Annotated in this window: 10 protein-coding genes; 4 read left to right on the forward strand and 6 right to left on the reverse strand. The window is 64.3% G+C overall.

Features of this window, described 5'->3' with window-relative positions; translation table 11 throughout:
* The first annotated feature begins 4 nt into the window (after positions 1 to 4).
* The 3 genes from FJW04_RS10605 to FJW04_RS10615 are packed head-to-tail and all read left to right on the forward strand — an operon-like array spanning position 5 to position 4,608.
* A complete protein-coding gene (locus FJW04_RS10605) occupies positions 5 to 2,935 on the forward strand; it encodes a molybdopterin oxidoreductase family protein (protein WP_181172919.1) in 2,931 nt (976 codons plus the stop codon).
* Positions 2,932 to 3,666 carry a 4Fe-4S dicluster domain-containing protein gene (locus FJW04_RS10610; RefSeq protein WP_140714011.1) on the forward strand — a complete coding sequence of 245 codons (735 nt, stop codon included), beginning with the start codon at positions 2,932 to 2,934 and terminating at the stop codon, positions 3,664 to 3,666. The genes FJW04_RS10605 and FJW04_RS10610 overlap by 4 nt, the downstream gene beginning before the upstream one ends.
* A gap of 6 nt (positions 3,667 to 3,672) precedes the next feature.
* Positions 3,673 to 4,608 carry a DmsC/YnfH family molybdoenzyme membrane anchor subunit gene (locus FJW04_RS10615; RefSeq protein ID WP_140714013.1) on the forward strand — a complete coding sequence of 312 codons (936 nt, stop codon included), beginning with the start codon at positions 3,673 to 3,675 and terminating at the stop codon, positions 4,606 to 4,608.
* A gap of 3 nt (positions 4,609 to 4,611) precedes the next feature.
* Here FJW04_RS10615 and pdeM read toward each other — a convergent pair whose 3' ends face one another.
* The 5 genes from pdeM to FJW04_RS10640 form a co-directional block, all read right to left on the reverse strand.
* Positions 4,612 to 5,328: a ligase-associated DNA damage response endonuclease PdeM gene (pdeM, locus tag FJW04_RS10620; protein ID WP_015319321.1), complete on the reverse strand. Its 717-nt coding sequence runs from the start codon at positions 5,326 to 5,328 to the stop codon at positions 4,612 to 4,614.
* 3 nt (positions 5,329 to 5,331) lie between these two features.
* Positions 5,332 to 7,860, reverse strand: coding sequence for a ligase-associated DNA damage response DEXH box helicase (locus FJW04_RS10625; protein WP_140714015.1), 2,529 nt, complete (start codon positions 7,858 to 7,860; stop codon positions 5,332 to 5,334).
* Positions 7,861 to 7,928: 68 nt separating this feature from the next.
* On the reverse strand, positions 7,929 to 8,789 hold the full coding sequence (locus tag FJW04_RS10630) for an NlpC/P60 family protein (protein WP_140714017.1): 861 nt from the start codon (positions 8,787 to 8,789) through the stop codon (positions 7,929 to 7,931).
* 33 nt (positions 8,790 to 8,822) lie between these two features.
* Entirely contained in the window at positions 8,823 to 9,173 is a 351-nt protein-coding gene (locus tag FJW04_RS10635; RefSeq protein ID WP_015319324.1) for a MarR family winged helix-turn-helix transcriptional regulator, read from the reverse strand.
* Positions 9,174 to 9,252: 79 nt separating this feature from the next.
* The gene (locus FJW04_RS10640) at positions 9,253 to 10,617 is read right to left on the reverse strand and encodes a leucyl aminopeptidase family protein (RefSeq protein WP_140714019.1); all 1,365 of its coding nucleotides are present in this window, start codon (positions 10,615 to 10,617) and stop codon (positions 9,253 to 9,255) included.
* A gap of 126 nt (positions 10,618 to 10,743) precedes the next feature.
* Here FJW04_RS10640 and FJW04_RS10645 point away from each other — a divergent pair, with 126 nt between their 5' ends.
* The gene (locus FJW04_RS10645) at positions 10,744 to 11,574 is read left to right on the forward strand and encodes a tetratricopeptide repeat protein (protein ID WP_140714421.1); all 831 of its coding nucleotides are present in this window, start codon (positions 10,744 to 10,746) and stop codon (positions 11,572 to 11,574) included.
* 89 nt (positions 11,575 to 11,663) lie between these two features.
* Here the strand turns inward: FJW04_RS10645 and FJW04_RS10650 are convergent, their stop codons facing one another.
* Positions 11,664 to 12,680: a type II secretion system F family protein gene (locus tag FJW04_RS10650; protein WP_015319327.1), complete on the reverse strand. Its 1,017-nt coding sequence runs from the start codon at positions 12,678 to 12,680 to the stop codon at positions 11,664 to 11,666.
* Positions 12,681 to 12,685 lie beyond the last annotated feature (5 nt).

Genomic DNA, 12,685 nt, shown 5'->3' on the forward strand with positions numbered 1-12,685 from the left:
GATCATGATGCAAGGACCGCCGCGCGGCGCCAATTCAGCCCCCTCGCAACGCCCGCTTGCCGACACGCGGGCGCCCGATGAAGGCGACGGTGTCGACACCTCGCCTGATGTTTCCGACAGCATCGCCAAGACGACCTGCTACATGTGCGCCTGCCGCTGCGGCATCGACGTGCACATCAAGGACGGCAAGGTCCGCTACATCAACGGCAACAAGGATCATCCGGTCAATCGCGGCGTGATCTGCGGCAAGGGCAGCTCCGGCATCATGCAGCACTACAGCCCGGCCAGGCTGAAGAAGCCATTGCTGCGCACCGGGCCGCGCGGCTCGGGTGAGTTCCGCGAGATCGAGTGGGAGGAGGCCTTCTCGATCGCCACCGAGCGGCTGTCGAATATCCGCCGGACCGATCCTAAGAAACTCGCTTTCTTCACGGGCCGTGACCAATCACAATCTCTTACAGGGTGGTGGGCGAGCCAGTTCGGCACGCCGAACTTCGCCGCTCATGGCGGCTTCTGTTCGGTGAACATGGCGGCGGGCGGGCTCTACACGATCGGCGGCTCGTTCTGGGAGTTCGGCGAGCCCGATTGGGACAACACGAAATACTTCATGCTGTTCGGCGTTGCCGAGGACCATGATTCCAATCCGATCAAGATCGGACTGGGCAAGCTCAAGGCGCGCGGCGCCAAGGTGGTGTCGATCAATCCATGCCGGACCGGCTACAATGCGATCGCCGACGACTGGATCGGCATCCGGCCCGGCACGGACGGCCTGTTCGTGTTCGCGCTGATCCACGAACTCTTGAAAGCCGGCCGCGTCGATCTCGATTATCTGCTCCGCTACACCAACGCGCATGTCCTGGTTATCCAGGAGCCGGGCGCGGCCGATGACGGGCTGTTCATGCGCGACAGCGACGGCAATCCGCTGGCATGGGACAGAGTGGCGACGACCTCCGTCAACGCAGTCGATTCAAATGCCAAACCGGCACTGACCGGCAGCTTCACAGTCGACGGGCGCAGGTGCCTTCCCGTGTTCCAGCTGATCGCGGACCGCTACATGGACGTCAGCTATTCGCCCGATGCGGTCGCGGAGCGTTGCGGCATCCCGGCCGGAACGATCCGCCGGATCGCCGCCGAACTGGCCCACGTCGCCTTCGAGCAGGCGATCGAACTGCCGGTGGCATGGACCGATTGGGCCGGGCGCCGGCATCAGACGATAAAGGGACGGCCGGTTTCGATGCATGCCATGCGCGGCATCTCGGCCCATTCCAACGGCTTTCACACCTGTCGCGCCATCCACCTGCTGCAGGTTCTGCTGGGCACGGTGGATGTGCCGGGCGGCTTCCGCTTCAAGCCGCCCTATCCCAGGTCGGCGCCGCCCGGCCCGAAGCCCTGCGGCAAGGATGTCAGGCCGATGACGCCGCTCGACGGCATGCCGCTCGGTTTCGTCTGTGGACCCGACGATCTGCTGGTCGACGAAGCGGGTACGCCGCTGCGCATCGACAAGGCCTATTCCTGGGATTCGCCGCTTGCGGCCCATGGGCTGATGCACACAGTCATCCGCAACGCCTGGGCCGGCGATCCCTACCCGATCGACACGCTGATGATGTACATGTCGAACATGGCCTGGAATTCCTCGATGAATACCGTCGAGACCATGGCCATGCTCACCGACCATGACGAAGCGGGCAACTACAAGATCCCCTTCATCATCTATTCCGATGCCTACTACTCCGAGACCGTGCCGTTCGCGGACCTGGTCCTGCCCGACACCACCTATCTCGAGCGTCATGACTGCATCAGCCTGCTCGACCGGCCGATCAGCCATGCCGATGGGCCGGGCGACGCCATTCGCCATCCGGTCGTCGAGCCCGACCGCGACGTCAGGCCCTTCCAGTCGGTGCTGATCGACCTCGGCGCGCGGCTTGGCCTGCCCGGCTTCGCCGATGACGAAGGCTCGCCGAAGTACCGCGACTATGCCAACTACATCGTCAATCATGAACGCACGCCCGGCATCGGCCCGCTCGCAGGCTGGCGCGGCAAGGACGAAAACTCGATCGGCAAGGGCGACGTCAACCCCAACCAGTTGCAACGCTACATCGACAATGGCGGGTTCTGGCACCACGATTTCACCGAGGACCAACGCTATTACAAGATGGCCAACCGCTCCTATCTCGACTTCGCGGTGCAACTGGGCTTTATCCCCAAGGCCGAGCCGATCGTCTTCCAGCTCTATTCCGAACCGATGCAGCGTTTTCGGCTGGCCGCGCGTGGTCATGGCCGGGTGATGCCGCCCGAAAGCGAACGCAAGCGCGTCGAGACCTACATGGACCCGCTGCCGTTCTGGTACATGCCGTTCGAGGAAGCGTCCGTCGACCAGGAAGAATACCCGCTGCACGCGCTGACGCAGCGGCCGATGCACATGTACCATTCCTGGGGTTCGCAAAACGCGTGGCTCAGGCAGATCACCAGCCAAAACCGGCTGTTCGTGCATCAGCGAACCGCCGCCGGGCTCGGCCTTGGCGACGACGACTGGGTCTGGATCGAAAGCATCAACGGCAAGGTGAAAGGGCAGATCAAGCTGGTCGACGGCGTGAACGAAAGCACGGTGTGGACCTGGAACGCGATCGGCAAGCGACGCGGCAGCTGGGGGCTGAAGGACGATGCCGCCGAAAGCAATCGCGGCTTCCTGCTCAACCACATCATCGGAGACCAGACCTTGGCCGACGCGCAGGGCAAGCGTTATTCGAATTCCGATCCGGTCACGGGACAGGCGGCGTGGTTCGATCTGCGCGTGCGCATCGTCAAATGCGCGGCGGAGGAGGCCGGCTTCACCGAACCGCAATTCGAGCGTTTTCAACAGCCGCCGCATTTCGAACCCTCGCCCGACAAGCTCACTTTCGGCGCCGGGTTTCGGCAGGCAAGAGAGGCGGCCGAATGACCTGTCTTCCAAGTCCAGGCGGCAAGAAGCTCGGCCTCGTCATCGACCTCGACACCTGTGTCGGCTGCCAGGCCTGCCTTACCGCCTGCAAGGAATGGAACACCGGCGGCCACATGGCGCCGCTGACCGACATCGACCCCTATGGCGGCCATGTCGACGGGGTCTGGTTCAACCGCGTGCACAGTTACGAGCACATCACCGAGATGGGTGGGCGCACGGTCAACTTCCCGCGTTCCTGCCTGCATTGCGAGACGCCGGCCTGCGTCACCGTCTGCCCGACCGGCGCCTCCTACAAGCGCGCGTCGGACGGCATCGTGCTGATCGACGAGGACAAGTGCATCGGCTGCAAATTGTGCAGCTGGGCCTGCCCTTACGGCGCGCGCGAATTCGATGGCGATGTCGGGGTGATGAAGAAATGCACGCTCTGCGTCGACCGCATCTATAACGACAATCTGGCCGAGGGGGACCGCGTGCCGGCCTGCGTCGCCGCCTGCCCGACCAGCGCCCGGCATTTCGGCGACCTCGGCGATCCCCAATCCCCCGTTTCGCAACTGGTGGCGGAGCGCGGCGGTGTCGACCTGATGCCTGAACTCGGCTATCGCCCGACCAACAAATACCTGCCGCCGCGCGCTCACACGCAACGCGCCGCATCGGTGACCGCTCCCGCGCTGGAGCCGCTACGGGCCGAGGGCGGTTTCCTTGGCTGGGTCGACCGCATGCTTTCGAGCTGACCATCCATGCATCCGGCTTTTTCGGTCGTCTTCTTCACCACCGCCACGGGTGCCGGCTATGGGCTGCTCGCGCTGCTCGGCGTGCTCGGCCCGCTCGGCTTCGTCGCGCCCGATTTCTGGCCGGGCTTCGTCGGCATGGGGCTGGCGCTCGGCCTGATCGCCGCCGGCCTGTTGTCATCGACCGGCCATCTCGGCAGGCCCGAACGTGCCTGGCGGGCGTTCTCGCAATGGCGCAGTTCATGGCTGTCGCGCGAAGGCGTTGCCTCGGTCGCCACCTTCATTCCCGCAGGCGTGTTCGGCGTAGGCTGGGTCTTCCTTAGCCGCCTCGATGGCTGGGTGGCGGCCGCCGGCGTCCTGGCCGCCGTCGGCGCCACAGCCACGGTCTGCATGACAGGCATGATCTATGCCTCGCTGAAACCCATCGCCCACTGGCACAGCCCCTACACCTTGCCCGGCTATCTCATCTACTCGGCGATGAGCGGCAGCGTGCTTCTGAACGCTGTGCTGCAAGCATTTTCTCTCGGCTCGAAAATGCTTCTGGCGGCTTCCGCGCTGCTCATTTTGCTCGGCTGGGGCTGGAAGCTGGCGACGTGGCGCTACAACGACCAGCTTGAGATCCCGACCAATGCCAACACCGCGACCGGGCTCTCCGGCGGCATGGTGCAATCCTTCGAATGGCCGCATACTGAGGAGAACTACCTGCTCAAGGAAATGGGTTTTCGCATCGCGCGCAAGCACAGCGCCAAGCTGCGCCGGATCACGCAGGCGCTGGCTTTCGGTTTGCCGATCCTGTTGCTGCTTGCCGCCTTCGCCTTGCCGTGGCCGCTCGCGGCGGCGCTATCGGCGCTGGCCGCGATCGCCCAGTTCGCCGGCATGCTGGTCGAACGCTGGCTGTTCTTCGCCGAAGCGAAGCACACGGTCATGCTCTATTATGGGCGATAGATCTCAGCCTGGCCGCAGCATCGAGTGCGAGATGGCGAAGATGCGCTCGGTGCCGAGCATGTAGGCCATCAGCGACTCCAGGCGAAACAGCCCGGCATAGGCGCGGTCGAGCACGTTGAGCGAACCGGTATAGGCGCCGAAAGCCGGCATGATCATGCGGCCGCCATCGCCGGCAAAGCAGCGCCTGCGCACCGAGCGGCCTTGTTGCACAATGCGCGCGCAGGGGTGCAGATGACCAGATATTTCGCCCTCGACCCTCACCTTCGATGGCTCATGCCTGAACAGCAGCGAGCCTATGGCCAGTTCCCGCACGGTCTCGCCAGGCAGATCCGCCGGCGCTTCGGGGTCGTGATTGCCGGCGACCCAGAACCAGTCACGGCCTGCCATCTGCGCTTCCAGCCGTTCGCGAAAGCTCGAATGCATGCGCGCTGCGCCGCCACCGTCGTGGAAGGAGTCACCCAGGCTGATGACGATCGACGGCTGGTAGTCCGATATGACCGCCTGCAGCCTGAGCAGGGTCGCGCCAGTATCGTAGGGCGGGATGAGCGTGCCGCGCCTTGCCAGGGACGACCCCTTCTCCAGATGCAGGTCCGATACCGTCAGCAGCTTGAGCTCGGGGAAATACAGCACACCGCGCGGATCGCAGACCGCGCGCTCGCCCGCGATGCCGACGAGATCGGCCTCGGCGATCAGCGATGCGCGCGCCAGCGAAAAACTCATTCCTCAGCCATTCCCAGGCCCCATGGCCTCTTCGACCAGCGTCGCCGCATCCATCAGCAGCGTTTCATCGGCCTCGCCGTTCACCGGCATCTTGCCGATCTCGAGCATGATCGGCACGGCAAGCGGCGATATCTGTTCGAGCGCCTTATGCATGATTCGACCCTGGATGCGCGAGAGCATGTCCGCAAGTCTGCTGACATCGAGCAGGCCGGTCGCTGCATCGGCACGCGTCGCCTGAAGGAGGATGTGGTCCGGCTCATGGCTGCGCAGCACGTCGTAGATCAGGTCGGTCGACACGGTGACCTGCCGGCCGCTCTTCTCCTGGCCGGGGTGGCGTTTTTCGATCAGGCCCGAGATCAGCGCGCAATTGCGGAAAGTGCGCTTGAGAAGCCAGCTGTCGGCCAGCCAGGCTTCGAGATCGTCGCCCAGCATGTCCTGATCGAACAGCGCGCTCAGTGAAGGTTTCCTGGCTTTGAACATCGCGCCCATGTCGCCCAGCGACCATATGGCCAAGGCATAATCAGTGGCGACAAAGCCGAGCGGCCTGACGCCCGCCCTGTCGAGGCGACGGGTGAGCAGCATGCCAAGCGTCTGGTGCGCCAGCCTGCCCTCAAAGGGATAGGCGACCAGATAATGGCGATTGCCACGCGGAAAGGTCTCGATCAGCAAATCGTCGCGCTTGGGCAGCATGGATTTGTCCGACTGGAACCGCAGCCAGTCGGCCACCTGCTCCGGCAGCTTCTTCCAGCGCTGCGGATCGTCCAGCATGATGCGGACCTGCTCTGCGAGGTAGGTCGAGAGCGGGAACTTGCCGCCGCCATAATATGGCACCTTGGCGTCGCTGCCGGGCGCGTTCGACACGAAGCACTCATTCTCGCGGATGCCCTCGAAACGCAGCACCTTGCCGGCGAACATGAAAGTATCGCCATGCGTCAACGTTTCGAGGAAGGCCTCCTCGATCTTGCCGAGCACGCGGCCACCGTGCGACGCCGCGCCTTTGCTGCCGGCCTTGACGTAACGCACGTTGAGGGCGGGCACCTCGATGATGGTGCCGACATTGAGCCTGTATTGCTGGGCGACGCGCGGATTGGAGACGCGCCACAGCCCGTCCTTGTTAAGGCGGATGCGGGCATAGCGCTCATAGTTCTTCAGTGCATAGCCACCGGTGGCTACGAAATCGATGACACGGTCGAAGGTCGGCCGATCGAGGCCGGCATAGGGTGCCGCCGTTCGTACCTCCTCGTATAGGTCATCGGCGCGGAACGGTGCGCCGCAGGCGCAGCCGAGCACATGCTGGGCCAGCACGTCGAGCCCGCCATTGACCAGTGGCGGCGTATCCTGCGCGCCGAGATAATTGGCGTCGAGTGCGGCCCGGCACTCCAGCACCTCGAAACGGTTGGCGGGGATCAAAATCGCCTTGGACGGCTCATCCATGCGGTGGTTGGCACGGCCGATGCGCTGTGCCAACCGGCTGGCGCCCTTCGGAGCACCGACATGCACGACCAGATCGACATCGCCCCAGTCGATGCCGAGATCGAGCGTCGATGTGGCGACGATGGCGCGCAGCGCGTTCTCGCCCATTGCCTTCTCGACGCGCCGGCGCTGGGCGACGTCGAGCGAACCATGATGCAAGGCGATCGGCAACGTGTCCTCGTTGACGCGCCACAACTCCTGGAACAGCAGCTCCGCCTGGCTGCGTGTGTTGACGAACAGCAAGGTCGTCTTGTGGCGCTTGATCTCGCGGTAGATTTCCGGCGTGGCGTAGCGCGCCGAGTGCCCTGCCCACGGCACGCGCTCCTCGGAATCGAGGATCGAGATTTCGGGCTTGGCACCACCCGTCACAGTGATCAATTCCGCCATGTCACCCGGTGGGTTCTGGCTGACAAGCCAGCGCCGCAACTCGTCCGGCTCGGCCACCGTCGCCGACAGGCCGATCGTCTGCAGGCCAGGGACAAAGCTGCGCAACCGCGCGAGGCCGAGCGCCAAAAGATGGCCGCGTTTCGACGTCACCAGCGAATGCAATTCATCGAGCACGACATAGCGCAGATCCTCGAAGAAGCGTCTCGCGTCGCCTGCCGCGATCAACAGCGCCAGTTGCTCCGGCGTGGTGAGCAGAATGTCGGGCGGCGCAAGCTTCTGGCGCTGGCGCTTGTGGGCGGGGGTGTCGCCGGTGCGCGTTTCGATGGTGACGGGCAGACCGATCTCCGCGACCGGCTTGCCGAGATTGCGCTCGATGTCGACGGCCAGTGCCTTCAACGGCGAGATGTACAGCGTGTGGATGCCGCGCCGCGCCTGGCCTGGTTTTCGCTTCGGCCTGACGGCCAGTTCGGTCAGCGACGGCAGGAAGCCGGCCAGCGTCTTGCCGGCGCCGGTCGGCGCGATCAGCAGCACCGATTGCCCGGCCTGGGCCTTCGCCAGGAGCTCTATCTGATGCGCGCGTGGCGACCAGCCTTTCTCGCCGAACCATTTCAGGAATGGCTCGGGCAGGACGACTGCGGCATTCTGGTCGGCGAGGCGGGGCTCAACTGTCACGCGCCAGAGGTAGCGCGGCGACAGGCAATCGCCAAGCAGATTCGGAACAAAAGGGGATCGAAAAAGCCTTACGGGCGCCGGAACCCTGTAGGCCCGCCATAGAGATAGCCGATGCGGGCGATGGCTTCCTTCAGCCCTTCGCGCGACACAAGCATGGTGTGGCCGTTGGCGTGGATCATGGTTTCGGCGTCGGTCATGATGGCGACATGCCCTTTCCAGAACACCAGGTCACCACGTCGCAGCCCCGAAAAATCAGGGCCCGGCCCGAGCGGCTCGCCGATCGAGGCGGCCTGCATGTCGGAATCGCGCAGCACATTCTTGCCGGCCATGCGCATGGCCAGTTGCACCAGGCCGGAGCAATCGATGCCGAAGCCGGAAACACCGCCCCATAGATAGGGCGTGCCGAGAAATGTCTCGGCCACGGACACATAGTCGCCGGCCACTTCGCCGATCGGCTGCAAATGGCCAGCGATCACGGCTTTACCGGAGGGCAGCAACGCATAGTGCGTACCCCGTGTTTCAGCGGCACCCGTAACGGTTACGGTCGATCCCATGGACAATTGCCCGGCAATCGGAAAGCGCAGGTCCGGACCGGGATAAAGAAACGTGCGTGGCACCGAAACGATATGAGTGGACGCATGGTCGCGCCCGCCCAGCATGGCAGCGGCGACATAGCCGACATAGCCATCGCGTTCGCCCTGGACCCAGGCCCAGCCTTCGGTTTGCTCGAAGACGAGGACATCGTCGCCGAAGAGGAACTGCGTGTTGATGCCGGCGTCGGGCCGCGGCCCCTTGCGCACTTCGGCAACGGATGCGGAAATCCGCGCCGGCCGGCCGGCGACGAAACGCTCCGCCGTGACCTCGCCTATCAGGCGCGAATCGGCAAGGTCGGAGCGGAAAGCGTGCAGGCGGGCGTCGTGGGCGGTCAAATCGGCAATCCAGTTAGTTAGACAGAGCACTTGTCAGATCGGCAGTTCGTGGGCCTTGGCGATGATACCATCTCCGAAACGCTCGACAAAGAGCGCGCCTTCGACGGTGCGCTTGATCAGGACGTTGCGCTTGTCGAGCTCGTCGCGATGGCGCGACACCAGTTTCAGCGCGCCCATCGTGTCGAGCGCGCGCGTGATGACCGGCTTGGTGACGTTGAGGCGGGCGGCGAGCCCGCGCACGGTGTGCGGCGGCGGATCGAGGTAGATGGTAAACAGGATCGCCGTCTGACGCATGGTGAGATCAGGCGCGTCCTCGCGCACCTGCGACAGCATCACTTGCTGCCACAGTCGCAGGGCCTGGCTCGGGCGCATCGCAATCGACATCGCGCCAGCATGACGGCAAATTGTTTCGGTTCCGTTTCAATTTCCAGCAATTTGCCGGCTCTGCTTGCGGGCCGTCCCTTCAGCCAAAGCGTGTCGAAATGACCCGCTCCAGCGCCCGGATGCCTTGCGCTTCACCACCAGCGGGGCCGTGGGGGCGATCGGCGGGGTTCCAGGCGAAGATGTCGAAATGCGCCCAGCTTGCCGTCTTCTCGACGAAGCGCCTGAGGAACAGCGCCGCGGTGATCGAACCGGCGAAACCATCTGATGTGACGTTGTTGATGTCGGCTATCTTCGACGACAGTTTCGCGTCGTAAGGCCGCCATAGCGGCATGCGCCACAGCGGATCCTCGACCGCCAGCGCCGCCGCCGCCAGCTCCGAGGCAAGCGCCTCGTCATCGGTGTAGAAGGGCGGCAGGTCGGGGCCAAGCGCGACGCGGGCGGCGCCGGTCAGCGTCGCCATGTCGATGAGAAGCTGCGGCTCCTCGTCGTCGGCCAGCGCCAGCGCGTCCCCCAGCACCAGCCTACCTTCGGCGTCCGTGTTGCCGATCTCGACCGTGATGCCCTTGCGGCTCGCCAGCACGTCGCCCGGGCGGAAAGCGTTGCTGGCGATCGAATTCTCGACCGCGGGGATCAGCACGCGCAGCCGCACATTGAGCCCGGCGGCCATGATCATCGAGGCCAGGCCCAGCACATTGGCGGCGCCACCCATGTCCTTCTTCATCAACAGCATGCCCGATGACGGCTTGATGTCGAGCCCGCCCGTGTCGAAGCAGACGCCCTTGCCGACCAGCGTCACCTTCGGCGCGCCCTGCCGCCCCCAGGTCATGTCGATCAGACGCGGGGCATCGGACGAAGCGCGGCCGACGGCATGGATCATCGGGAAGTTCTGTGCGAGCAGGTCGTCGCCCCTGATGACCGAGACTTCGGCCTTGTGAGCCCCAGCCAGGATCCGCACCGCCTTCTCCAGATCGTCCGGCCCCATATCGTTGGTCGGTGTGTTGACCAGGTCGCGCGTCAGGAAAACACCATCGACGACGCGGCGAACGCGCTGCGCATCGACGCCGGCCGGCAGCTCGAAGCGCAGCGCCTTGCCCGGTTTCTTGCCGTAGCGGGCAAAGACATAACCGCCGAGCACGATTGCAAGAGCCGCCAATTCCGGCTCCGCGGGCATGGAGGCAAAATGCCAATCGCCCTCCGGCAAGGTTTTCGCCAGCGCACCGACGGCAAGCGCGCCCTCGCCGTCACCGAGACCGAACATGGCGCCGCCAAGCGCTCCGTTCTCGCCAGGCAGGATCAGCGTCCTGCCGGCCTCGCCGGAAAAGCCGTTTGCCTTGGCCCAAGCGACAATAGACGGCGACAGACCGGCCGTCTCCAGTCTGTCCCTGGCGACCAGATGGATCGACAGCGGGTTCTTCGGCTTGCTCTCGACCAGTTCAACGGACATCAGATGTTTCTCCTACCGAGTTTGCGAGTCGGCGCGTCTTAACCCTCCGTTAGGGTTAACAGAATATTTCTGCTGGAGGGAAGATGGCCACGCAATGGCCACGCATGAATGGAGGCCCAGGTGCCGATGCCGACCAACCGCACAATAGACATCGGGGGAAAACGGCTCATTACCACGGCATTCATGCTGGCGCTCGCGGCGGGCGTTGCCGGTTGCGCGACCGACAAACTCACCACAGGCTCGATCGGACGCACCAGCGGCAAGCCGCTGGAAACGATGTCGGCGGGAGAATTGCACAACGCCACGGCCGCACTTGGCCAATCCTACGCGAGGAACCCCAACGACAAGCGGATAGCGACCAACTTCGCGGCGGCGCTGCAGATGGACGGCGATGCCGACCAGTCGCTTGCCGTGATGCGCAAGCTGGCGATCGCCTACCCCAAGGACCGCGAAGTTCTCGCCGCCTATGGCAAGGCATTGGCCGCCAATGGCCAGCTCGAGGCAGCGCTCGACGCCGTGCGCCGCGCACAAACGCCGGAATACCCCGACTGGAGGCTGGTGTCGGCGGAGGCGGCCATCCTCGATCAGGTCGGCCAGAAGGACGAAGCGCGCCAACTCTACCGCAAGGCGCTTGAACTCAAGCCGAACGAGCCATCGATCCTTTCCAATCTCGGCATGTCCTATGTGCTGGAAGGGGATCTGCGCACCGCCGAGACCTATATGCGCTCTGCCGCCCAGCAGCCGAATGCCGATAGCCGGGTGCGTCAGAACCTGGCGCTCGTTGTCGGGCTGCAGGGTCGCTTCGATGAAGCCGAGAAGATCGCCTCGCAAGAACTTTCCCCCGAACAGGCGCAGGCCAACGTCGCCTATCTCCGGCAGATGCTGGCCCAGCAGAACGCCTGGAGCCAGCTCAAGGATCAGGACAAGGCGAAAACGGCGAAAACCGCCACCAACTGATCGTCGCGCGCGGCGCCCGATCGCGCCAAACGAAAGAGCCGCGTGGCATTTTCCGCGCGGCTCTTTCGCTTTGGATTGTGCGGATTCGCCTACTGGGTGCCGTTGCTTTGCGACTGGCCGAAGATGCCGCGCTGGCTGACCTGGATGCCGGCAGGACCCAGGATGATGGCGAACAGCACCGGCAGGAAGAACAGGATCATCGGCACGGTGAGCTTGGGCGGCAGCGCGGCGGCCTTCTTCTCGGCCGCGTTCATGCGCATGTCGCGGCTTTCCGCGGCAAGCACACGCAGTGCGAGCGCCACTGGCGTGCCGTAGCGCTCGGCCTGGACGAGCGCCTGTGACACGGACCTGACCGATTCCAAGCCGGTACGGCTCGCAAGATTCTCGTAAGCCTGCTTACGTTCCTGCAGGTATGAGAGCTCGGCGTTGGTCAGGATGAATTCTTCCGCCAGGGCCACCGATTGCGCGCCGATCTCGTCGGCGACTTTGCGCAGGCCGGCTTCCACCGACATGCCGGATTCCACGCAGATCAGCATCAGGTCGAGCGCATCCGGCCACGCCAGCTGGATCGACTGCTTGCGCTTGGTCGCGCGGTTGTTGACGTAGAGGACCGGCGCATAGAAGCCGCCATAGGCAACGAGGATGCAGACGAAAAGCCGGATCACCAATGGCTTGTCGGGCAACCCTCCCAGCACGAAAATATAGAACAGACCCAGCGCGAAACCGACAAAAGGAAGCACCAGACGGAAGAACAGAAATCGCGTTAGCGGATTTTGCCCGCGAAAGCCGGCGACCTTCAGCTTTTGCAAGGTGGACTCGTCGGCCAACGCACGGCGCAGATCGAGCCGGTCGACAATGTTGCGCATACCGACCGACTGCTGCTCGCGCAGGCCCTTGCGGCGGCGATCGGCCTCGTTCGCAAGCCGCGCGCGCTGCTTGGCGCGAAGCTCGTCACGCTCCAGCGCGACCGACTTCATGCGCGCCTTGAGCTGGTTTCCGCCAAGGGCCGGCAGCAGCGTAAAAACGGTTGCGAACACGGCGACAGCGACCAGCATCGCAATCAGGAGGCTGGGATCCGTCAGTGATTTGATGACTTGTTCGGTCATGCCAC

The organism is Mesorhizobium sp. B2-7-3, assembly GCF_006440715.1.
Lineage (GTDB): Bacteria > Pseudomonadota > Alphaproteobacteria > Rhizobiales > Rhizobiaceae > Mesorhizobium > Mesorhizobium australicum.